The sequence below is a fragment of the Pontibacter sp. LHS2 genome (assembly GCF_058932845.1).
In genome coordinates, this window is the sequence record NZ_JBZYWG010000005.1 from 26,862 (window position 1) to 48,837 (window position 21,976).

Consider the following 21,976-nt stretch of genomic DNA (forward strand, 5'->3'; position numbering starts at 1 on the left):
AAGGTACGAAAAAAGCCACCCTTCGGAAAGAGTGGCTTTTAGAATGCTTATACCGATGGACTGGTATACCTATTTTCGCAGTCCCAGTTTTATGTTGGCTTTGCTCTCTTCGCCGTTTATCAGGCGATTGATGTTTTTACGGTGCGTTAAAACCACTACGGCAAAAACCACAAATCCGAATATGATCAGGATCGGGTTGTCAGGATGAAAACGCGGCAACAATAAGAGTATCGGAAAAGCCAATGCTGCAATCATGGACCCCAGCGACACATACCTGGAGGTGAAGAGCACGATCACAAAGATGACCATACACATCAGTGCCACTTCCAGGTGTATAGCCAGCATCATGCCTAGTAGCGTTGCTACCCCTTTGCCGCCTTTAAAGCGCTCGTACACCGGAAATATATGACCTACCACTGCCAAGGCACCCATCACCAGTTGATAGATAATCAGATCTTCGGAAGGAATTGCGTTGAATATTACCAGTAAAGCGGCCAACGAAGTAGCGACCCAGCCTTTAAAGATGTCGATCAGCATAACGATAGTACCTGGCTTTTTGCCTAGCACCCGGAATGTGTTAGTTGCCCCGGAATTTCCACTGCCATGCTGGCGAATGTCAATTCCGTAGTAAGCTTTGCCAATCCAAACGGCAGTGGAGATAGATCCGATCAGGTACGCTACGATAAATAAAGCGGCAATTAAAAGTATGTTCATGACGCGTGTGTCAGCTTTTTGTCTGCATTAACTATACTTAACAGAATTAAGTGCAGTTTGCTTGAGTTTTATTATTTGAAAAGAACCCAAATATAGGGACTTGTTAATTTAATATCCAAAAGAGAACTATCTTTCCCTATACGTCCGAAGTGCAGTTACCGGTTATTGCCAACCTTCTTCCTCTTCTGCATTTCCTTTTTTCTTCTTCTTTTTCTTTTTGGTGTCCTCTACTTCATCTTCGGCCACATTGAAGCCACCCTGCTCTGCTACTGGTGCCTGGGTTGCCATTCTGAAGGCGTCTTTACCGTCCAGGTAGTCATGCTTGAACTGATCCACAAAGCGGTTCTTATCGATGTTCTCGCCCATGTACATACCATACTTGCGACCGCGGCCGCCACTGGCTTTAGAGCGGATAATCTTGTTCAGGTCAGCATCAGAAGCTACAACTACCAGTCCGTTTTCCAGATAGCTCAGGAACACCCAGGTATAAGGATCGGCCTGCAGGTATAGGTTTACCAGTGGCTCGCCGTTCAGGTCCTGCTTTATTTCCATAAAGCCATCCATCTCAGCACCTATTTCCTCTTTCATCACATTAGACAGACCTAACTTGCCTACACTGTACCAGGCATTGGTCTTGTTTGACCAGCGCAGATCCACATTATGGAACACCATGCTGCGAACCAGCTTATTTGACAGCTTCGGCAAACTGATCATACTGCCTTGCTCGCGGTAGCGCTGCGCATCCCGGTTGCCAATGATATTGCCCAGTTTGTAAAGCATCTCGTCCTCATTCGTCTGATCACCGCCTCCACGTATGGCAGTTTCGTTCAGCTTTTTGCCAATCCCGGTTATCACCTGTGAATGCATGTTCATGTCGAAGGCCAGGAGCGCATCAATGGCATAGTAGCCGCTGTCGGTTTTGGCTATACCTGTGCCTGCTGACTCTATTCCGAAATCCTTCATAGAATTCACCAACCTCAGCTTGCCTTCAAAGGCAACCGTCTTGGAGCCTTCGTTGTAACGCAGTTCATTGCCTTCAAAAGAGCCGGCAGCAGAACGGGCCGCATCAGTAATCTTGAATTCGCTGTTCTCCTTATCATAAGACAGGTCTCCGCTTACCGTGAAGATATCCAGGTCATCGTCGTACTGCTTTTTCGAAACGAAGGTGTTGTATGGCTTAAACGTACCGCGCGACAAGTGCAAACCGGTGTACAGTTGGTTCCCGTCTGGTGCCTTCTGCTTCATGATCGGGATACGCACATTGTCCGGGTTCAGGGAGTCGCGCTTGAACGGGAACCAGTCTGAATCTTCCTCGTTTCCAGTGAAGTTCAGTTTCAGGTCGCCGTCAAAATCCATGTGCGGACGGTAAGCATACATCTTCACGTTGCCTCTATAGCGGATGTGCGGGAAAATGTAAAAGTTGTCATTATCGCGAACCAGCGCCTGCGCATAGGTTGTGTTGATATTCGATTTCTTCTTCAACTGATGCTGCTTATAAACGAAGTCCGCGAACTGGAGCTTGAACGAATCAGAAGCCGCATTCTGGTAGTCGTGCAGCGCCGTACCGCTAAAGGCGTTTCGGGACAATACATCAATATTGCCATCATAGAGCTTATGGAACTGCTGTAGCGAGTCTGCCATTACACGTGCCTTGCGCAGCGTAGTGATAGTTGCACCTGCTGCTACAGCCACTTTGCCGCTGTCAGGTATAATGTGCACATCTCCTACAGGTATATAAGGCACGCCACCTGCCAGAATAGAGTTTACTTTCAGATCATACTCACCGGTAGCAGCGCTGAAGTACAGGCCTTCCTGACCTGGGTGCTGCGAGTAAAAGTAGTTTTTCCCGCCAGCATCATCCGCTGCCAGGCTCACTTTCTGCTGCTTCATATCCCAGGTAGCACGGCTCATCGAAGTCTTGTACTGCGCTTTTGGGAATTCTATACTTGCCACACCTTTCTGCTCACTGCCAAACTCTACAAAGCGTTTATCCAGGTCGTAGCTGATGGCCATATCGGTCGCCTTCATCGCTGGCTTACCTTCCACGTCAGACTTCACGATCATCTGTGCATTGTTGCCTGACAGGCTGCGCCCTTTGATCGACAGCTTCTGCGATACAATATTCGCATCGGCATTGTCCAACTCGCCATCCCCGTACAGGCCGCCCGGCGAGAGCTTGGCTGTACCGGTGAACTTAAACTCTTCTTTGTAGATCTTCATTGGATCCTTGGCAGAGGCCATCACGTACATGGTGTCCTGCTTCGGCATCCAGATCATTTCGTAATGCCCCAGGCTTGCTACCGGGAAGTTAGCATTACCGCCGCCGGCTTCCATTTTTGCGCTGGCACCTTTCTGAGTCACTACTTTATCGAGGTGGTAGGTATACTCCGGCGCCTCAAAAGTTGAGGTCAGGTACTTGAGGGTGCCCCGGCTCTGTATACCTTCCGAGCTCATCATGATCGTGTCATACGCTATACCTTTACCACCGAAAGCCGGTAGCCCGTTAGGGCCAGGCTGGTAGTAGAAGCCCAGGGTTTCGTCTGGCATCATGGTCAGTTTGGTCTTGATAGGCGGGAAAATACTGCCGGAATGAAAGGTACCGCTGAAGCCGAGCATGCTCTTGCCTTTACTTAAGCTATCGAGTTTGTAAGACGGGATGTCAAAGTAAACGGTGCTATCGTAGGCGCCTCCCAACACGTCGGGTCTGGCAAAAGCCACCTGCCCACCCATCGGTGAGTCAAACTTAGGATACTCTGGGTAGTGCTTGCGTCCTGACTTATTGTTTGGCTGGTTGATATAAAGCTTACCTGACATTTTACCGGAACGGCTCGTCATTACCTGCTCCAGTTCTTTCTTCTTGCCTATCGCACGACGCTTCTTTGTTACAAATGCTACCGTGTCCAGTTTCTGCATATCGATCATAAACTCACTATAATCGAATTTGAACTGAGAGCCTCTGAAGTTAAGGCGGCCCGCATACAATTTACCTCCAAACTCCATGTTACGGTTGTCGAGCAAGTGCACTACGTTACTGTCAGGCACAGCGTATACCGCCGCTGAGTCATTGTTGAAGGCCATCTTCTCTACACCACGTACCGTCAGGCGGTTGTTGCTCAGGTTCAGGGTAGCATTACGGCCCGAAGGCACCACCGACTTAATTACCAGGTGGTCGTAGTCACTCAGGTTCTGCGCTGAGCCGACATAATGCCACGCTTTGGGTTTGAGAGAAATGAAATGCGATTGTCCATCATAGGTCAGATAACCTTCACGCGCCAACCCTATGGCTGCTTCGCGCACGGCTTTTTCGTTCAGTTTTGATGCCTTGGCTACATCAAATGCATAGAAGTCATTGGTCTTAGCTTTAGCCGCATAAGATACCAGCACCTGTAGCGGGTGGAAACTAGCGACCCCTACCAGCTGCTGGAAACGCATATTAGAGAAATACTGCGCCGACTCCAGCTGTACCGGTATGAGCGTCTTGGTATTCAGGATCGAGAAGTTGATGTGCGGTGTGCCCAGGTTCCAGGCAAGTCGCTCCGCCGTGATCTCAAACTTGTGATAGCTATCGTAGAACGGCGTTTTGCTATACACTCCTTTGTCGCGTGTCAGTACCAGTTCGCGGGTTGGCTTGGAGTAGCGCAACTGCATGGCCGGATGCGTCAGCGAGTCCCGGCGCTGGTTCTGGTAAATGGCCACATAAGCTCTGTTAGCGAATATAATGGAGTCGTTTAGGTTGTAGTTGTGCGCCATCGATCGGAATTTCTTTTTCCCGTCTTCCAGAACTGCCAAAGCCGATATACTGCCATCAAGTGGCTTACTGCCGATCAGGTCACCAGCCAGTGTAAAGCCACCGGTATAGACGATATCCTTGCCCAGACTTTTTACTTTTGCATCGTTTGTGAATGACGCGAAACGTGGGTAGGATTTCTCCCCGCTAGTGCCAGCTTTTGAGCTTCTGAATTCAAAAACGCCCTCAATCGGCGCATCCAGCACAGCGCTGTAGGTAATGGTAGCATCAGGCACTTTGAAAGCAGCCGCCGTGATATCAAAGTTATAGGCCTTGAAAGCGGCCGAAACCGGCTTGCCGTCTGCTTCCCACGAGAATGATCCGCCTTCCCCTACAAACAGGTTATTGGCCAGCATCAGGTGTCCGCTCGTTTTCATGATGGCGGTGGAATCGTGGATGGTAGCAAAACTCAGGTTAACGTTTTCGAGCTTCAGCACCGGTCCGCTTACTTTCGGCTGAGCAGGCACAAACATCTTTTTAAAGTCGTCGCGGCGCTTCTTTTCTGCTACTTTCGGATCAACTTTTTTTGCTGCGGGCTTTGGCGTGTCCCAGGCGTCTCCCCAATCATCAGCCGTGGCCTCGGTGTTTTCGCCTGCCACCTCGTCGTCCCACGAGAAACTATCCCAGTCACTTACTTCCGCCGATTTGTCTTTGTCTTTTGGAGCCGCCTTGCCTTCATAAGCAAAGCTTACGCTGCCTCCAACGGTGCGCAGGGTATACTGCTTGTTCTGGTACAGGATACCAGAACTAAGGTAGGTGCTGCTAGTTTGAAAAAAGCGGTCGAGGGCTATACCTTCATCCTGCTGTACAGCTTTGGCCACCACTTCCAGCATGTTGTCGATCTGAGCACCGCGCATGTTATGATGGTTCACAGCCCCTATCAGCATCTCGTAGAAGTTCTCGTAATGCGGATTGACGCGCATCTTCTTGCGGTACATCAGCTGCGAAATGTCGACCACCTGCTGTTTCTGCTTATCGGAGAGTCGCTGGTTACCCCATACGCTTTCCAGTGCGGCCCCAAGTGCTTCAGCATTCTTGGCTTTACCGGTTACCAGCATATTCTTGGCATCCGTGATATACTGCTCCGGGTCAGTTGCCAGTTTGGTCTGGGCTTGTGCTGCAAACACAGCCAGAAAAAATAAAAAGGGTAGAAGTTTATATTTCATAGGTCGGAAGGATTATCAATTACCTGTTCTCAAAAATAGCAGACACCCAGTTGTTCTTTGTGCGGTGCGATACATAGCTCAAGCCCAATTCAGTTGCTCGCTCCTGCAGTGCTGGGAGGTCTTCGGTATAAAAGCCGCTTAGCAAAAGCGTACCTGCTGGCTTCAGCACGGCCACATAAGCCGGCATATCTTCCAGGAGCACATTGCGATTGATATTAGCCAGGATGATGTCGTATGGTTGGTCTCCTTCAATGGTTTCTGCACCGCCCAGTCGCACATCTATACTGCCATAGCCGTTTAGCTCAGCATTCTCGCGAGCATTCTCCACTGTCCAGTCTTCAATCTCCACGGCCACAATCTCCGTAGCGCCTAACTCGCCTGCCATGATCGCCAGTATACCTGTGCCACAACCCATGTCCAGCACACGTTTGCCTTGATGGTCCAGTGTCAGCTGGTTTTCGATCATCAGGGTAGTCGTTTCGTGGTGGCCCGTGCCGAATGACATCTTCGGGTTGATCACAATGTCATACTTGGCTGCGGCTGGTTTCTCGTGGAACGATGCTCTCACTGACACTTGCTCTCCTATGAATAGCGGTTCAAAATTGCGCTCCCACTCTGCATTCCAGTTCTGGCGCTCAATTTTCTGTACCTGGTACTCTACCTGCACAAAGTCAGCATAGCGAGCAAGCATCTCCTCCAGCGCTTCCTGACTATACTTGTCTTCGTCAATGTAAGCGTTAAAGCCTTCGGCTGTGTCTTCAAAGGCATCAAAACCCAATTCTCCCAACTCAGCGGTCAGGATGTCGGCAAACTCAGGGTTTACTTTAAGGGCTACTTCTATAAAATCCATGTGTGATAGTTAAGGACGGCACGCTGCATAAGAGCGCACGTTGGTAAAGTGTACAGTAAAATCAGCAAAATTCCGGTTATCGGTCACGTAAAGCACGTGGTCGGCAAAGGCTTTCTTGTTCGTGATATGCCAGATAGCGGTACCATCGGCAAAGAGTTTATTGCTCTCCCGGTATACCACCATCGAGGCAAAAGCTTCCTCATCGCCCAGGTATACCGTGTAAGCGGCAGTGTTTTTGTACTTAGGGTCACGTTCCAGGTATACAGAGCCGTAAATGCGGCAAATATCATTGCTGGCCACAGTTACAGGAGGGGCGACTGCTGGTTGGGGCGCTGCCAGGTATGGGAGCAGCGATAACCAAAAGGATATTATAAGAATCATAGAAGATAATTTAGCCAAATATAACTATATCTACAATAAAAAAGGCTGCCAACTTCTTTAGTTGGCAGCCTTTTTCCTGTGTTACCTGATTATTAGAACGATTTGATAATGTCGGTAAAGTCACGTGACTTCAGCGAAGCGCCTCCAATCAACCCGCCGTCCACATCTGGTTGCGCGAACAGCTCTTTGGCATTACCCGGGTTGCAGCTGCCACCATACAGGATAGAGCAATTGAAAGCTGCCTCAGCGTCGAACATGCGCGAAAGCTGCTCACGGATGTAAGCGTGCATTTCCTGGGCCTGCTGGCTGCTGGCGGTACGGCCTGTACCTATAGCCCAGATCGGCTCATAAGCGATCACTACCTTGTCAAATTCTTCGTTGCTCAGGTATGAGAGGCTATCATGCAGCTGTTTGCCCACGTAGTCGAAATGGCGGTCTGCGTCGCGCTCCTCCAGTGGCTCACCACAGCAGAAGATCGGCGTTATACCTTGCGCAATAGCCGCTTTCAGTTTTTTATACAGGGCCTGAGCATCTTCATGGTGGTACATGCGGCGCTCACTGTGACCGATAATTACGTACTGCACCCCTACTGACTTTAGCATCGCAGCTGATACCTCACCGGTATAGGCGCCGCTGTCGTGCTCACTCACGTTTTGAGCAGCCAGGTGCATCAGGTCATTGCCTTGTGTCAATTTACCTACGCTCTGCAAGAACGGGAAAGGAGGCGCTACGATCACGGTCACTTCACCATTCATTTCGTCTTTCACCATATTATCGATCTCCGATACCAGCGATAGCGCCTCCTCGTAGGTCTTGTTCATTTTCCAGTTGCCTGCAACAATTCGTTTTCTCATGTTTTATAGTAGCTATTTGATTTGTTTTGATTTACACCCGTACGGCAAGTTAGCAAAATATGGTATACCTGCCCTGCTATACCTTAAAAACGAGAGCCGCAGCAAAATCAATTGCTGCGGCTCCTATACCTTATACTTTACAGTCTTTCCTTCAGGAATCTGGCTGTATGGTTTTCTTCGTGTTTGATCATTTCTTCCGGTGTACCTTCAAAGAGCAGGTGCCCTCCGTTGGTGCCTCCTTCCGGCCCCAGGTCAATGATCCAGTCAGCACATTTCACAATTTCCATGTTGTGCTCAATGATCACTACTGTGTTGCCATTCTCAATTAGCGCATTGATGGACTGCAACAGTTTGCTGATATCGTGGAAGTGCAGACCCGTGCTTGGCTCATCAAAGATGAACAGTATATCCTCCTGATGCGCCTGCACTCCTTTGGTTAGGAAAGAGGCGAGTTTCACACGCTGCGCCTCCCCACCGGACAAGGTGTTGCTTGACTGCCCCAAACGGATATAGCCCAGCCCCACGTCATTCAGTGGTCTCAGCTTTTCGATGATTTTTGTCTGGTCTGCAAAAAAGTCAATACTGTCAGCGATGGTCATCTCCAGCACTTCCGAAATGCTCTTCTCTTTGTACTTGATGTCGAGCACATCCTGCTTAAAGCGCTGCCCGTTGCAACTTTCGCAAGTCAGATAGATATCGGCCATGAACTGCATTTCGATCTTCACCTGGCCTTCGCCCTGGCATACCTCGCAGCGACCGCCTTCAATGTTGAACGAGAAGTGGGAAGGCTTAAAACCACGTGACTTGGCCAAGGCCTGATCAGCGTACAGTGCACGGATCGCATCATAGGCTTTCACGTAAGTCACCGGATTAGATCGTGACGACTTGCCGATCGGGTTCTGGTCCACGAACTCAACGTGTCGGATCTTGTTGTACTCGCCAGCCAGCTTGTCAAACTTACCGGTTGCTTCAGCGGTATTACCGTGTAGCTTCATCATAGCCGGCGCCAGAATTTTCTTGATCAGGGTAGATTTGCCGGAGCCACTTACCCCTGTCACCACAGTCATAACGCCCAATGGCACTTTCACACTCAGGTTTTTGAGGTTGTTCTCACGCGCACCCTGTATCTCGATGGCGTTGCGCCACTTGCGACGCTGTGCCGGCACCGGCACTTCGAGGCGGCCGCTCAAGTACTTGGCTGTATAGGTGTCGGAAGTTTTAGTCAGTTCTTCCAGCGTACCCTGGAACATCAGGTTACCGCCACCCGAGCCAGCCTCTGGCCCAATGTCGATCAGCTGGTCAGCAGCACGCATCATTTCCTCTTCGTGCTCTACCACAATCACGGTGTTGCCAAGTTTCTGCAAAGAGCGCAACACGCCAATCAGCTGCTCTGAGTCCTTTGGGTGCAAGCCGATGCTCGGCTCATCCAGAATGTACATAGATCCCACCAAGGCACTACCCAGCGACGTTGCCAGGTTGATACGTTGGCTCTCCCCGCCTGACAATGTGTTGGAAAGTCGATTAAGCGTCAGATAACCCAGGCCCACTCGTACCAGATAGCCCAGGCGGTTGGTCACCTCCGTCACCAGGCGCTCGGCTACGTTGCGCTCGTGTTCGGTCAGCTGCATTTGCTCAAAAAACGGCAATGCTTGTGTGATCGGCATCAGTACCAGGTCAGTGATGCTCTTATCGTTGATCTTCACATAGCTGGCGTCTTTGCGCAAGCGGGAGCCTTTACAATCAGGACAGGTAGTGCGGCCACGGTAGCGCGACAGCATCACACGGTACTGTATCTTATGCGTCTGCGATTGCAGGTGCTTAAAGAAGTCGTTGAGGCCTTCGAAGTATTTGTTACCGGTCCAGAGCAGTTCCTGCTCTTTCTCAGAAAGCTCATTGTATGGACGGTGAATCGGGAAGTCAAAGCGGATGCCGTTCTTCACAAGTGGCTGCAGCCATTCGTTCATCTTCTCAGATCGCCAAGGCGCAACGGCTCCTTCGTATATGGTCAGGCTCTTGTCAGGTATAACCAGATCGGGGTCTATACCTAGCACACTTCCAAAACCTTCGCAGGTCTGGCAGGCTCCGTATGGGTTATTGAAGCTAAAGAAGTTAACTGAAGGCTCCTCGAACACCATGCCGTCGAGCTCAAAGCGGTCCGAGAATATACGCTCTTCGCCATCGCCAAACTTCACACGACACTCTCCGTGACCTTCAAAAAAAGCTGTTTGCACCGAGTCAGCAATCCTGAACTGCAGGTCTTCGTCTGATTTATAGATTACGGCACGGTCTACGAGTATGTAGATTTCCTTGCCTAGCTTCGGCTTTTTCTCTTCGAGCAGCTCTTCAATAAAGTATACCTGCCCGCCTGCGTAGATGCGCGAATAGCCTTTTTGTAATAGCAAGTCCAGCTCTTTGGCCAGTGTGCGCTCCTTATGTAACTGGAGCGGTGCCAGGATCATGACACGCGCTTCATCCTCCAGCGAGAAGATAAAGTCCACCACATCCGCCACGCTATCCTTCTGCACTACCTCCCCCGAAACCGGGGAAAAGGTCTTGCCAATGCGGGCATAAAGCAGCTTCAAGTAGTCGTAGATTTCGGTGCTGGTGCCCACAGTAGAGCGGTTATTCTTGATGCTCACCTTTTGCTCAATGGCAATGGCTGGGCTAATGCCTTTAATATAATCGACATCAGGCTTATCCATACGACCCAGGAACTGACGGGCATAGGAGCTCAGGCTTTCCACATACATGCGCTGCCCCTCGGCATACAGCGTATCAAAAGCCAGTGATGACTTACCGGAGCCGGAAAGACCAGTGACGACGATGAACTTGTTGCGCGGCAGGGCCACGCTCAGATTTTTAAGATTGTGCACGCGCGCTCCTTTTATGATGATGTGCTGGCGCGGGTCGAGCGTATCGAGGTTATTTTCGGATATGTCTGCCATAGAGTATAGCGCAGGCAGGATAAAGCCAACGCATGACGAACTGATTTTTATACGATGTAAAGATACAAATACCCTGTCGCATTCAGAAGGCTTTTTAGCCTTTGGCCTTATGCCCGGCATTTCGCCACAGCATGCAACATGGCATCCTCATGCAACATGGCATCCTTTTGAAACACCCACAGCCCTAAAAAGGTTTAGCTTTCTATTACTATTTATAGGTATAGCCCATATCTGCTTACAGTCTGAGCAGCACTTATTTTGCTGACAGAATCTGGTTGATCCGAAACTTCAAGAAATGCCTGAACTGCAGCTGCCCTCATCCGTATGTATGGGTTCGATCTACAACCGTTAAAACCAATACATCATGGGAAAAGGAGATAAAAAATCAAAGAAAGGCAAAATCGTGAAAGGCACGTACGGCAACAGCCGCCCAAGACAGGCAAACAAGCAAAAAGCCGCTGAAAAGAAAGAGGCCGCTGCTAAGTAGTCTTATTTCTCTACCACATTGGCAGTCCCCTGCTCCAACTAGCGGAGCAGGGGACTGCTTTTTTTCAGGCAACCTCCAACTCCGGTGTCAGATCCAGCTTGCGCAGTTTGTCAGCTTTCAGGGCCGTTATACCTACCACTAGCAGCGTAATTGCACCACCCAGCACCACGGAAGGCACCGCACCCATGACTTTAGCCATCGCTCCTGCCCGAAAGGCCCCTATCTCGTTGGACGAGCCGATAAAGATGCTGTTCACAGAAGAGACGCGACCTTTCATGTACTCCGGCGTCAGGGTATGAAGCAGTGTGGAACGGATGATAACGCTAATGCTGTCGAAAGCGCCACTCAGCACCAACAGCACCAGCGAAAGCCAGAAGCTGGTGGACAGGCCAAAGAATATCAGGCTCAGGCCGAAGCCCGCCACACACCAGAGCATAATTTTTCCGGCTTTCACAGTAATGGGGTAATAGGCCATCCAGACGGCCATCACAACCGAACCGACGGCAGGTGCAGCTCTTAGAAAACCGAGCCCCTGCGGACCGATCAGCAGTATGTCCGAGGCGAACACGGGCAGTAGCGCCACTGCTCCCCCGAATAGTACCGCAAACATATCCAGAGAGATGGCATTTAAAATAATCTGGTTACCGAACACGAATCGTATGCCGGAACGCAGACTCTCCATCATGTTTTGCGGATTGACATTTTCTGGGAGCGCCTTCCCGCCAATCAACGCGAAAGATGTGAGAGACAGCAGCACCAGCACAGCATCCAGGGTATAAGCCGCCGTGATACCATAGAAACCATAAGCCAGTCCGCCTAAGGCAGGGCCTATTAGCGAGGCGGCCTGCCAGGTGGTACTGCTCCAGGTGATGGCATTGGCGTAGAGTTGCTTATCGGCTACTAATTGAGGCATAAACGAAAACACGGCCGGCCCCATGAAACCACGGGCAATGCCGCTGATGAAGATGATCATGTAAATCGGCAGCACTCCGTAGCGGGGAAGCACTTGGCTCACATCCAGGGTGAAGTACAGTAGTGCCAGCGAACAAAGCAGCAGCACCGCCACTACCGTCACGATGATTTTCTTGCGGGGCACCGTATCAGCCACATACCCCGCATACAGAGACACGAAAATGGAAGGAATAGCCTCTGCCAGCCCGATCAGACCAAGAGAAAAGACATCTTTGGTGATATCATAGATTTGCCAGCCCACAATAACGGCCTGGATCTGCATAGCCAGTGTGATGCACAATCGCGCCGATATGTAATGTCTGAACTCCGGCAGCCGAAGCACAGCATAGGGGTCGTGCCTGCGTGTTGACTTAGCGCCCATTCACTTTACTCCTTCTCATATAAGTTTCCAAAGCCACAAAGCTACAACACAGCGATCATACCTGCGGAATGCCTCACTGAATAAAACTACACAAGATGTTTTCGGGTAAATGGCGGCCATGAGGCAAAGACCGGTGTGGTCTTCTGGCCTGCCTTTGAAGCCGTTTCATTAGCCACAACACATATTGAAAACCTAAGTAGCAATCCACTGAATAAATCGTAAAGTCCTGTGTACTTATACCGTATAAAATTATTCGGAATTTTATGACTTAAACTGTAACACTCGCCCCTATATAGAAGTATAATTTTTTAAGGAGCGGCACCCCCTCAGCCAGCAGCCGACTCCTGCATGCCAGCCATTTCCAACCTGTGCCTACGCATGCTTCCGGTGCCAACAGCACCGTATTATTCTTTTATTAACAATCCTTTTATGGGTTAACGCAGCCTACTCAAGACCGTATCTTGAGCTAAGGACCTGTCGACTTTATTGACTTTAAGAAATTTAAAAATACTAACGCCATGGAACAACTGAACATACGCAGTTTATTGGAGAACATCGAGAAGAAGGTGTATCAGCAGGAAATCACTTCTAGCTCTGCAGTAACTAAACTGATAAACACTGAAATCGCAAATGCCATCAACCTGAACAGCAAAGTGGCTGATGGGGAAGGCCTTCAGTATCAGAATATCTCTTGCACTACCATTGAGTGCTACCTGGAGCACCTCAAAGCTGTGGAGGCCAAGCTCAAGCGCCCTGCCGACATCACTGCACAATGCACGCCTGTAGAGGAGCGCGAGATCAACCGCCGCCTACTTCTGATCTTGAACCGCCTAAAGCGATACAACCGCGAATAAAAAACACTTCAAGTATTCACCACCTATCCTTCGTAAAGATACTCAGCTCTTACGAAGGATTTTTTATGCTCTTTATACACAGAATGACCAATGTCATTTTTCTCTCGCTTTGGTGCTGGTAACTTTGCAAACCTATAAGGTTTCAATTTGCGGCAAATGAAGGAAGATATTAGAGATGAGCAGGGTATAAAACTGCTGGTTGACACGTTTTACGCCAAAGTGAACGAAGACGACCTGCTGGGGCCTGTTTTCAATGGTTTTGCACAGGTGAACTGGGAGCACCACCTCCCCATTATGTATAGCTTTTGGAGCTCGGTGCTATTTGGCACCATGGCCTATAAAGGGCAGCCTTTTCCAAAGCACATGCGTCTCCCTGTAGACAGGCAGCATTTTGCCCGTTGGGTCATGCTGTTTAATGAAACAGCCGATGAACTGTTTGAAGGGGAGAAAACAAAAGAATTAAAGCAGAAAGCCACCAGCATTGCACAGGTGTTCCAAATGAAGATGGGCTTACTGGATATTATTGGAAAAGAGATGACAATCTAAGCCAGATCGGAAGCTAAAACCAAACGGCAGCCTTGCTGAGGAGTATTCTCAGTAAGGCTGCCGTTTGGTTTTAAGGTATACCTGATTGCTACAGCGAATCAGTACAAATTCTGAGCGCATCAGTAAAATATACGGAATTGCTATATGCTGAAAAATAAATTTAACTCAGAGCATATACATTTATATTATCTTGCCGTATATTAGGGAACAGTTATTCTTGACTGACATATAGCATCTTTAATGTTTTTTGTTAAAGGCACCCGGCTATGTTTGCACAGTCAAAATGCTTTTCCTATATTTGATTTACACTTCTGAAAAATATTTGTTCTTACAGCCTAACGCAACAATATGATATAAAGCTCTACGTTAAACTAATGTAGCTTTACGATGAATACAACTACCCAGCTGAGTGACTCCGCTTTGGTCTCACTCTACATCGCAGGTAACGAAAATGCGTTTGAACAGCTAGTAAACAGACACAAGAACAAAGTATTCACTACGATCTTACTGATTGTAAAAGACACGTATACCGCTGAGGACCTCATGCAGGATGCTTTTATCAAGGCAATCCATACTATGAAGGGCGGCAGGTATAACGAGGAAGGCAAGTTCTCTTCATGGATATGCCGCATTGCCCATAACCTGGCAATCGACTTTTTCCGTAAAGAGAAAAGAAGCCCGATGATCACGCTGGAGGACGGCAGTAATGTGTTCAATGCCTTGTCTTTTGCTGAAGACTCCGCTGAGTCGCAGCAGATCAAGGAGGACACCCATGCCCGACTACGCGAGCTGATCCAGACGCTGCCTCAAGCGCAGCGGGAAGTACTCATGATGCGTCACTACGCTGATATGAGCTTTCAGGAAATAGCAGAAGCAACCGGTGTGAGCATCAACACAGCTTTAGGTCGTATGCGCTACGCATTGATCAACCTAAGAAAAAAGATGCTAAACAGCACGATTGCTTATGATAAAAACCTCTACTCAGAATGAGCTGATCCAGTATGTATACAATGAGTTGGCAGACCCTGCCCGCGAGCAACTGGAAGCAGCATTGATGCACGACAACGAGTTAGCCGAAAGCTGCTCTGATCTCTTGCTCCTCCAGCGACTGCTAGATAGCGCGGCTAAAAGCCCAAGCAAGCGGTCTATCGACAACATTTTAAATTACTCAAAAAGCTTAAGTTTGCAGTCTTAACCGACTGCAAACTTTTTTTATGCGCAAACGAGAACGCTACAAGCTGCTGATCGAGCACTTTACCCAGAACTTTCCGGAACCGGAAACCGAGTTAGCCTATACAAATCCCTACGAACTTATACTGGCTGTTGTACTCAGCGCCCAGTGTACCGACAAACGGGTAAATATGGTGACGCCTGCTCTGTTCGAAGCGTTTCCTACACCAGAGTACCTGGCCGCAGCTACACCTGAAGAGATTTTCCCGATCATTAAGAGTATCTCCTATCCTAACAACAAGGCTAAACACCTGGCTGGCTTAGGCAGAATGCTGGTGGAACAGTTTAACTCAGAAGTCCCCAATACAGTGGAGGAACTGGTGAAACTACCGGGCGTAGGTCGCAAAACAGCCAACGTGATCGTATCCGTGATCTGGAACCAGCCTGCTATGGCAGTGGACACACATGTGTTTCGGGTAAGTAAGCGGCTTGGCCTCGTTTCTAAAACAGCCAAAACACCGCTGGAAGTGGAAAAGGAGTTGGTTGCGAATCTACCGCAGGAACTTATTGCCAAGGCGCATCACTGGCTCATCCTCCACGGACGTTATATTTGCCTTGCCCGACGTCCAAAGTGTGAAGAGTGTCCACTCACGCACTTTTGCGCTTTCTTTCAGAAGTATTATCCCAACATACCGGACGATCCCGAAAACAAGGTGGGTGGTATAGCCTAATAAAAAAGCGAGGGCAGCCACTATATGGTCCGCCCTCGCCTCAACTATGGGATCTTATCAAGGGATTATTTCCCCTGCTGCTTTCTATACTCTCCTCTATTCTTGTGCTCGCCAGATTTTTTGTACTCACCTGACTTATGGCCTTTTCTGCCATCGGCACGCTTCTGCTTCATCTGCTCACGATCTGCTTCGTGCTTAGCATACTGCTCTGCAGTCAGAATGCTTTTCAGCTCAGCCTGCCACTTATCATGATTCGCTTTTCTAGCCTCCTGCATTTGTGCTCTCTGCTCAGGTGTTTTTTCACCGGTTGCTTTGTGGCTCTCACGCATCGCTTTCATTTCTTGCGCCTGACGCATGTTCAGCGCCTGTAACTGGTTCTTCTGCGAAGCGCTCAGTTCCAGCCTTTGTGCCATTCTATCAGTTTTCATCTGTGCCATCTCCTCAGGGCTTTTCTGTGCTCTGTCTTGCTTGGCTCCCCGCATCTCGCTGCGTGGTTTCTGATTTTGTGGTTTGGCTGTGGTCTGAGCATAAGCACTGCTACCGGCAACTAATAAACTCAGTGAGAGGGCTGCTATAATCTTCTTCATCTTTCTTTCTCCTTTACAATTCTGTGGTTTTTTGATCAGCAGCAAAGCTCAGGCCTGAAAATATGCTCTGCTAAACCAACAAACCCAAAGGTCGTGCCAAAGATCAAAATCACATTTAACACTTTCTATAAAGACACTGATTACCAAACTTATATGCCATATATAAATCGATAATAAAACAAAACTGATGTTATATGTAAGGTATAGCCATCACTACTTTGAGCTCAGATGTTCTGCAAATAATTGCCTAAACTAAATACATCTGCTTATATTTAGCTATTCACCATCGTAATCATACCAACGCATGCAAACTTTTACTTCCCTGAAATTCTTATTCTCCTGCCTACTCCTTTTAGGCAGTGCTTTAGCCACACAGGCTCAAACTCAATTTGCGAAGCGCCAAGGGGGTCATTCTTACACTATGGAGATACCCAGCTATATGGTGAAGACCTATGAGCTGAATGATGTGGCCAGTCTGCAATACTTCAACAAGAACAAAGAAGCTTATACTGTTGTCATAGAAGACTCAAAAGAAGAGCTTGAACTAAGAGGCATGAAGTTCGAGAATGCAGCGGATTTCCTAGACAACTTTGCTGCTGATTATAAGAAGGAAGAGAAAAAGCGAAAACTAAGCAAAACAAAGGTTTTTGAGGCAAATGGTAATCAGATCGCACAAAACGAACTGAAGTGGACGGATGAAGACGGGGATTTCTTTATGCTGATTACAGCTGTAGAGACTAAAACACACTTTTATAAAGTGATATGCTGGACGCTTGCCGCACACGCTGCACAACTAAAAGAAGACTTCAAACATCTTTCGGCCAGCATCAAAGACTAAAGCTATACCTTTCCAGCTACTTTTAGTAAGATTTGCTCGACCTGAGCAGCAAGTTGCTGGCGGTCGAATAGCTGCTGGGCAATTGCTTGACCATTCACCCCGGCTTGCCGCCGCTGATTATGGTCTGCTAATATCGCTTGTATTTTCTGAGCCAGTGTCTCAGGTTGACCTGCAGGGCTGTACCAGCCACAGTTGTATTGCTCCACAAAGGATTTGGTCCAACCGGGATTGGTCACCAGCACGGGAACACCACAAGCCAGACTATCATACAGTTTAGCCGGTGAGTTGGAAGCTAGTACAGGCAGATCGTTGAAAGTGATAAGTGACAGATCAGCTAGCTTGAAAAGGGTGAAGACATCAGGTCGTGGCTGAGGCGGCATCAGCACCAGGTTAGGCAGGCGCAGCGACAGCTTCCTGAGCTCATTGTCATAATAGCCCCCACCTGCCAATACAAATACAATCTGTTTCTGATCAGCCATGGCCTCAGCCGCTTGCATAATGGCAGGTATATCGTTGGCACGGCCGAAGGTCCCGGCATAAAGAACCACTTGCTTTCCCTGCAATTGATACTGTTTGCGCAGCGCCTCTACATTCTCAGGAGTAGCGGCATATGCCATCTCTAGGTCAGTACCGTTAAGTATGGTTGTTACTTTATCACGCGCTATACCCTGGCCTACCACATAGTCTTCCATATCCGGAGAAAGCGTAATGATGTGGTTGGCACTCTGATAAAGATTCTTCTCAAGCCTAAACAAACGGCGTTTCAGCCATTCCTTCTTTACAGCCCCCATCTCGATGGGGAAGCTAGGCCATAAGTCCTGAACTTCAAACACCCATGGAATACCGCGCATTTTTGCGACACGGGCTGCCATCCAAGGGGTTGAAAGCGGCGTGGATACGCCCCAAACCACATCAGGCTTAGGTATAGATAGTCCTTTTGCCAGACTGTAGGCAGCAAAGCCCCCATATGAAACCAGTCGCCTCCGGACACCCATTTTGTTACTGTAAGGCACCTCCTGCTCATACAAGTCTACGCCGTCCGGCACCCACTTATAGTTATCTGTAATGCGAAGTTGCTTCCAGGCGTTACTTGTGATCAGACTCACCTTATGCTGCCTGGCCAGATACTCCAAAAAGGTATAATGCCTGCAAGTAGCAGGGCAGTCAGGGTTGTGGTGATGCTGATTAAAAATAGCTATGTGCATGCGCGCAGGTATAGAGGCGGTGTATCGTACTACCGCTTCTCAGGCTTATACTTCGATTCGTTAAAAATTTTCTGGTGATCATCGTCAGCCATCAGCTCCTGCAACGTAACCTCCGGGTTGCGCTCCATGTACTTGCGCACGATCTGCCATCCTACCCAGGTCCCGAGACGGCCTGGGGATGTAGCATCGATCTCAGGTGTGTTAGGACGCTCGCCAATGTACTTGTTCACTACAAATGGGCTCTTTTCGTACAACAGGCTTTTCTCTACAAAGTGTGCCCAGATACGCCCTTCGTTGTGACGCACATCAGCCAGTTGCTGGCCGCTGTACCCGATGATGGTAGAATCCGGAGCGCAAGGCATGATGGACTTCACAAAGTAGTAAGCCTTACCTGTATTCACCATTTCGGCAAGCAGGCTACGCTCCAGAAAGTTAGTTTTGTTGAACCGGTTTGACAATAGCAACATGGCAGCTGGCACCATGTTTGGCCGCTCATACCGCTTCAGAATGTAATCATAGGTATCTGGTCGATAACTGGCGTCTCTACCGATAAAGAAGTCAATGCCAAATACCAGCAGGCTGTCCGATACCATCAAATCCTGGTTAAGCCCGGATACAAAGGTTTTCACTTTTGGCTCTTTGAACTCGGGATAGTAATATTTAACATGCTTGAAAGCTGTTTCGAGCTGCTGCTTTTCGGCACTCATATCACCGAACTTTGCCTCTGCCTCTTGAGCCAGCTTTTGAAGCTCAGGATTTGTCGCCAACCCAAAGAGCGCATTGATCATAGCTGAGTCCGATGGGTAGTTTTTGCGTTGGATAAATCGCTCCGCAAATACAGGGTTATTGTCTAGAAAAGAGGCGATCTCCTGCTTTGAGTTCGCTGCGAAAAAAGGTTTTTCGAGTCGCTCAATTTCCACCGTTACAGGTATGCGTTCAATTTCTTCTGGTATTTCACAGCCCTCCTGCTTCTTACAGCTAAAAAGCAATAGGATGGTTGCGAGTAATAATAATCTGTGATACATTGCCGAATATTTAATACAAAAATACAGGGTTATCCCGTATTAGAATAAATTAACGCGTTAAAATAACATGCAATTTAAAAAACTCGCTTTTCTGCTACTTTTTTTGGGCTTCACATCCACTGCCATGGCTCAAATGGAAATCGGCATTCAGTTCTCCCCTACAATTTCGGGCAATCGTTTTATAGCTGAGGACAGACACGGCTTTGAGAAGGGCAGCAATGCATTGCGTTTAGGCGTAGGTGTTGTTGGCGATTACTTTTTCTCAAACAACTATGCTTTCAGTTCCGGCTTAATGTATCGTAGCAAAGGCTCCAAGATCAAGTATAGTTTCACAACCCAAGATCCGAATGGCCAGCCAAGCACTGTACCGGTAGAAGACGATCTGACTGTCCAGTACCTCGAAGTACCACTAACCCTAAAGCTTTTCACAAATGAAGTGGCGCCTGACGTGATCCTGTATTTTCAGGTAGGTGGTTCACTCGGGACTAAGGTATCTGCACAGGTAAACAATCAGAAAGTAATTAATGGCGAAAAGACAGCTAAGCGCTTCAATATATTTGAGACCAGCGCCATATTAGGCACGGGTGCTGAACTGCAGTTGGGTCAAAGCACCAAACTGTTCGGAGGCGTAACTTACCTGCGCGGCCTGAGCAATATTGACAATTTCTACAGCGACCGTTTGGGTGACAAGAACATCGCCATCAAAAACAACGGTGTTTCACTCGATGTAGGAATCAAGTTCTAAAGTATAAGTATACTTTTGAAATCAAAAAAGCCGCTCCGAATAAACAGAGCGGCTTTTTTGTTGCCAGTTGAAACTGATTAAAATTTTCTTATTCCTGCACCTCGGTCACCTCCGTCAGGGCGGTGCGCAGTTCTATTTCTTCGCCTTTGTCGTCCATTACCTTAAAGTCGGTAATACCGAGCGAAGTGTCTTTTACAAATTTCACCCACTTGAAGTAGTGGAAGAACCATTTCATCTGTTTTGAAACGACACCTGATGTATAATAAGAATACAGGAAAGGGTGTACGTACAATGTCAGGCTCTTATGGTTGTGTCTCGTGAGCAGGTCGTCTACCGCTACGTCTATTTCATCAGTAATCAGAATGCTGGCAGATATTTTACCGGTACCGTTACAAGTAGGGCATACTTCGCCGGTCACGATATTCTGCTCTGGCCTTACACGCTGACGCGTGATCTGCATCAGGCCAAATTTAGAGATAGGCAGAACTGTTGACTTGGATCGGTCTCTCTTCAGTTCCTCTTTGACTACCTCGTATACTTTCTGGCGGTTTTCAGGCGACTTCATATCGATGAAGTCTATTACAATGATACCACCTATATCCCGGAGTCGCAGCTGACGGGCCACTTCTTTGGCAGCCATCATGTTCACGTTCAGTGCGGTAGCCTCCTGATCGGTTTCGGTATTAGATTTGTTCCCACTATTCACATCGACTACGTGCAGGGCCTCGGTGTGCTCTATTACCAGGTATCCGCCGCCTGGTATAGTCACTGTTTTACCGAATGCAGCCTTTAGTTGCCGCTCAATGTTAAAGTGTTCGAAGGTTTTTGTCTTACCGGTATAGTGCTTCAGAATTTTTACTTTATCTGGCGCAATGCTACCGATGTACGCTTTGATCTCGTCATAGAGTGACTCGTCGTCGACTACTATGTTGTCAAAGCTTTCGTTCATTAAGTCTCTCAGTATGGACGAAGAACGTCCTAACTCCCCGATGATCTTATCGTTGGGTTTAGCTATCTTCAGCGATTTAAAGCCTTCTTCCCAGCTCTCCACCATGTTGCGCAGGTCTCTGTCGAGTTCTGCCACCTCACGGCCCTCGGCCACTGTCCTGATAATCACACCAAAGTTCTCTGGCTTGATCGAGTTGATCAGTCGCTTGAGACGTGTGCGCTCTTCCTTACTTACGATCTTCTTGGATACGCTTACCGTGTTTGAAAACGGTACGAGCACCAGGTATCGACCAGCGAGCGAAAGCTCACATGAAAGTCGCGGTCCTTTAGTAGATATCGGCTCCTTGACAATCTGCACCAAGACCTGCTGTCCTTTTTTAAGAACATCCGCGATCTTGCCGAGCTTGTCAATTTCTGGCTCGAATTTAGTCTGGTTAAGCTTTGCAGAAGCGTTCTTCTGTGTCTGTGCCGCTTTTACATACTTGTTTAGGGTTTTGACATTGGCTCCCAGATCATGGTAATGCAAAAATGCATCCTTGTGGTAGCCAATATCAATAAAAGCGGCGTTTAGGCCTGGCATCACCTTTTTAACAGTTCCCAGAAAGATATCCCCTACGATGTAGTTGGTATCCTTTTTCTCGTGGTGAAATTCCACGAGTCTTTTATCCTGCAAAAGGGCGATGCGCTCTCCATCCTGAGTAGAATTGATAATAAGCTCGTTACTCAATTTCTCTCAAAGATTAGTTGGATGTATAGACCAAAGCCCACAATTGCAGAAGCAATGTGGGCCTCAATAAACGCAGAAGAAAT

At 48.3% G+C, this 21,976-nt stretch carries 19 protein-coding genes; 8 read left to right on the forward strand and 11 right to left on the reverse strand.

What is annotated here, in order from left to right; translation table 11 throughout:
- Nucleotides 1-69 precede the first annotated feature (69 nt).
- The 6 genes from plsY to uvrA form a co-directional block, all read right to left on the reverse strand.
- Entirely contained in the window at nucleotides 70-714 is a 645-nt protein-coding gene (gene plsY, locus AC5FX6_RS20300; protein ID WP_493598789.1) for a glycerol-3-phosphate 1-O-acyltransferase PlsY, read from the reverse strand.
- Nucleotides 715-876: 162 nt separating this feature from the next.
- Nucleotides 877-5,667, reverse strand: a complete 4,791-nt coding sequence (locus AC5FX6_RS20305) for a hypothetical protein (protein WP_493598790.1) — start codon at nucleotides 5,665-5,667, stop codon at nucleotides 877-879.
- Between the two features lie 19 nt (nucleotides 5,668-5,686).
- Nucleotides 5,687-6,517: a 50S ribosomal protein L11 methyltransferase gene (prmA, locus tag AC5FX6_RS20310; RefSeq protein ID WP_493598791.1), complete on the reverse strand. Its 831-nt coding sequence runs from the start codon at nucleotides 6,515-6,517 to the stop codon at nucleotides 5,687-5,689.
- Nucleotides 6,518-6,526: 9 nt separating this feature from the next.
- On the reverse strand, nucleotides 6,527-6,898 hold the full coding sequence (locus AC5FX6_RS20315) for a 7(1) septoil knot domain-containing protein (RefSeq protein WP_493598792.1): 372 nt from the start codon (nucleotides 6,896-6,898) through the stop codon (nucleotides 6,527-6,529).
- 92 nt (nucleotides 6,899-6,990) lie between these two features.
- Nucleotides 6,991-7,752 carry a triose-phosphate isomerase gene (tpiA, locus tag AC5FX6_RS20320; protein WP_493598793.1) on the reverse strand — a complete coding sequence of 254 codons (762 nt, stop codon included), beginning with the start codon at nucleotides 7,750-7,752 and terminating at the stop codon, nucleotides 6,991-6,993.
- Nucleotides 7,753-7,889: 137 nt separating this feature from the next.
- A complete protein-coding gene (gene uvrA, locus AC5FX6_RS20325; RefSeq protein ID WP_493598794.1) occupies nucleotides 7,890-10,697 on the reverse strand; it encodes an excinuclease ABC subunit UvrA in 2,808 nt (935 codons plus the stop codon).
- Between the two features lie 364 nt (nucleotides 10,698-11,061).
- Between uvrA and AC5FX6_RS20330 the strand changes: the two genes are divergently transcribed.
- Nucleotides 11,062-11,184 carry a 30S ribosomal protein THX gene (locus AC5FX6_RS20330; protein WP_493598795.1) on the forward strand — a complete coding sequence of 41 codons (123 nt, stop codon included), beginning with the start codon at nucleotides 11,062-11,064 and terminating at the stop codon, nucleotides 11,182-11,184.
- Nucleotides 11,185-11,248: 64 nt separating this feature from the next.
- Here the strand turns inward: AC5FX6_RS20330 and AC5FX6_RS20335 are convergent, their stop codons facing one another.
- Nucleotides 11,249-12,517, reverse strand: a complete 1,269-nt coding sequence (locus tag AC5FX6_RS20335) for an MFS transporter (RefSeq protein WP_493598796.1) — start codon at nucleotides 12,515-12,517, stop codon at nucleotides 11,249-11,251.
- A gap of 518 nt (nucleotides 12,518-13,035) precedes the next feature.
- Between AC5FX6_RS20335 and AC5FX6_RS20340 the strand changes: the two genes are divergently transcribed.
- From AC5FX6_RS20340 to nth, 5 genes are all read left to right on the forward strand, one after another.
- Complete coding sequence (locus tag AC5FX6_RS20340; protein WP_493598797.1) at nucleotides 13,036-13,371, forward strand: hypothetical protein; 336 nt, start codon at nucleotides 13,036-13,038, stop codon at nucleotides 13,369-13,371.
- Nucleotides 13,372-13,527: 156 nt separating this feature from the next.
- Nucleotides 13,528-13,917: a group III truncated hemoglobin gene (locus AC5FX6_RS20345; RefSeq protein ID WP_493598798.1), complete on the forward strand. Its 390-nt coding sequence runs from the start codon at nucleotides 13,528-13,530 to the stop codon at nucleotides 13,915-13,917.
- 387 nt (nucleotides 13,918-14,304) lie between these two features.
- The gene (locus AC5FX6_RS20350) at nucleotides 14,305-14,907 is read left to right on the forward strand and encodes an RNA polymerase sigma factor (protein ID WP_007655595.1); all 603 of its coding nucleotides are present in this window, start codon (nucleotides 14,305-14,307) and stop codon (nucleotides 14,905-14,907) included.
- Nucleotides 14,882-15,112 (forward strand): hypothetical protein, encoded by a 231-nt coding sequence (locus tag AC5FX6_RS20355; protein ID WP_493598799.1) that lies wholly within the window; start codon nucleotides 14,882-14,884, stop codon nucleotides 15,110-15,112. Before AC5FX6_RS20350 ends, AC5FX6_RS20355 begins: the two co-directional genes overlap by 26 nt.
- Nucleotides 15,113-15,131: 19 nt before the next feature.
- Nucleotides 15,132-15,818 (forward strand): endonuclease III, encoded by a 687-nt coding sequence (gene nth, locus AC5FX6_RS20360; protein ID WP_493598800.1) that lies wholly within the window; start codon nucleotides 15,132-15,134, stop codon nucleotides 15,816-15,818.
- A gap of 65 nt (nucleotides 15,819-15,883) precedes the next feature.
- Here the strand turns inward: nth and AC5FX6_RS20365 are convergent, their stop codons facing one another.
- Complete coding sequence (locus AC5FX6_RS20365) at nucleotides 15,884-16,405, reverse strand: DUF4890 domain-containing protein (RefSeq protein WP_493598801.1); 522 nt, start codon at nucleotides 16,403-16,405, stop codon at nucleotides 15,884-15,886.
- A 421-nt stretch (nucleotides 16,406-16,826) separates the two neighbouring features.
- Between AC5FX6_RS20365 and AC5FX6_RS20370 the strand changes: the two genes are divergently transcribed.
- Complete coding sequence (locus AC5FX6_RS20370; protein ID WP_493598802.1) at nucleotides 16,827-17,243, forward strand: hypothetical protein; 417 nt, start codon at nucleotides 16,827-16,829, stop codon at nucleotides 17,241-17,243.
- A gap of 2 nt (nucleotides 17,244-17,245) precedes the next feature.
- On the opposite strand, the gene AC5FX6_RS20375 is transcribed toward AC5FX6_RS20370, so the two are convergent.
- Both AC5FX6_RS20375 and gldB read right to left on the reverse strand, forming a co-directional pair.
- Nucleotides 17,246-18,448, reverse strand: coding sequence for a glycosyltransferase family 4 protein (locus AC5FX6_RS20375; RefSeq protein WP_493598803.1), 1,203 nt, complete (start codon nucleotides 18,446-18,448; stop codon nucleotides 17,246-17,248).
- Between the two features lie 29 nt (nucleotides 18,449-18,477).
- Nucleotides 18,478-19,473 (reverse strand): gliding motility lipoprotein GldB, encoded by a 996-nt coding sequence (gldB, locus tag AC5FX6_RS20380; RefSeq protein ID WP_493598804.1) that lies wholly within the window; start codon nucleotides 19,471-19,473, stop codon nucleotides 18,478-18,480.
- Nucleotides 19,474-19,540: 67 nt separating this feature from the next.
- Between gldB and AC5FX6_RS20385 the strand changes: the two genes are divergently transcribed.
- On the forward strand, nucleotides 19,541-20,218 hold the full coding sequence (locus AC5FX6_RS20385; RefSeq protein WP_493598805.1) for a porin family protein: 678 nt from the start codon (nucleotides 19,541-19,543) through the stop codon (nucleotides 20,216-20,218).
- 88 nt (nucleotides 20,219-20,306) lie between these two features.
- Here the strand turns inward: AC5FX6_RS20385 and AC5FX6_RS20390 are convergent, their stop codons facing one another.
- The gene (locus AC5FX6_RS20390) at nucleotides 20,307-21,893 is read right to left on the reverse strand and encodes an Rne/Rng family ribonuclease (RefSeq protein WP_493598806.1); all 1,587 of its coding nucleotides are present in this window, start codon (nucleotides 21,891-21,893) and stop codon (nucleotides 20,307-20,309) included.
- Nucleotides 21,894-21,976 lie beyond the last annotated feature (83 nt).

Bases quoted from the DNA above. Each gene is read 5' to 3' on its own strand.
- AC5FX6_RS20330 (WP_493598795.1), top strand. From the start codon at position 11,062: ATGGGAAAAGGAGATAAAAAATCAAAGAAAGGCAAAATCGTGAAAGGC.
- AC5FX6_RS20315 (WP_493598792.1), bottom strand. From the start codon at position 6,898: ATGATTCTTATAATATCCTTTTGGTTATCGCTGCTCCCATACCTGGCA.
- AC5FX6_RS20335 (WP_493598796.1), bottom strand. From the start codon at position 12,517: ATGGGCGCTAAGTCAACACGCAGGCACGACCCCTATGCTGTGCTTCGG.
- plsY (WP_493598789.1), bottom strand. From the start codon at position 714: ATGAACATACTTTTAATTGCCGCTTTATTTATCGTAGCGTACCTGATC.
- nth (WP_493598800.1), top strand. From the start codon at position 15,132: ATGCGCAAACGAGAACGCTACAAGCTGCTGATCGAGCACTTTACCCAG.
- AC5FX6_RS20305 (WP_493598790.1), bottom strand. From the start codon at position 5,667: ATGAAATATAAACTTCTACCCTTTTTATTTTTTCTGGCTGTGTTTGCA.
- gldB (WP_493598804.1), bottom strand. From the start codon at position 19,473: ATGTATCACAGATTATTATTACTCGCAACCATCCTATTGCTTTTTAGC.
- AC5FX6_RS20365 (WP_493598801.1), bottom strand. From the start codon at position 16,405: ATGAAGAAGATTATAGCAGCCCTCTCACTGAGTTTATTAGTTGCCGGT.
- AC5FX6_RS20340 (WP_493598797.1), top strand. From the start codon at position 13,036: ATGGAACAACTGAACATACGCAGTTTATTGGAGAACATCGAGAAGAAG.
- AC5FX6_RS20355 (WP_493598799.1), top strand. From the start codon at position 14,882: ATGATAAAAACCTCTACTCAGAATGAGCTGATCCAGTATGTATACAAT.
- uvrA (WP_493598794.1), bottom strand. From the start codon at position 10,697: ATGGCAGACATATCCGAAAATAACCTCGATACGCTCGACCCGCGCCAG.
- AC5FX6_RS20375 (WP_493598803.1), bottom strand. From the start codon at position 18,448: ATGCACATAGCTATTTTTAATCAGCATCACCACAACCCTGACTGCCCT.
- AC5FX6_RS20345 (WP_493598798.1), top strand. From the start codon at position 13,528: ATGAAGGAAGATATTAGAGATGAGCAGGGTATAAAACTGCTGGTTGAC.
- AC5FX6_RS20370 (WP_493598802.1), top strand. From the start codon at position 16,827: ATGGAGATACCCAGCTATATGGTGAAGACCTATGAGCTGAATGATGTG.
- prmA (WP_493598791.1), bottom strand. From the start codon at position 6,517: ATGGATTTTATAGAAGTAGCCCTTAAAGTAAACCCTGAGTTTGCCGAC.
- AC5FX6_RS20350 (WP_007655595.1), top strand. From the start codon at position 14,305: ATGAATACAACTACCCAGCTGAGTGACTCCGCTTTGGTCTCACTCTAC.
- AC5FX6_RS20385 (WP_493598805.1), top strand. From the start codon at position 19,541: ATGCAATTTAAAAAACTCGCTTTTCTGCTACTTTTTTTGGGCTTCACA.
- tpiA (WP_493598793.1), bottom strand. From the start codon at position 7,752: ATGAGAAAACGAATTGTTGCAGGCAACTGGAAAATGAACAAGACCTAC.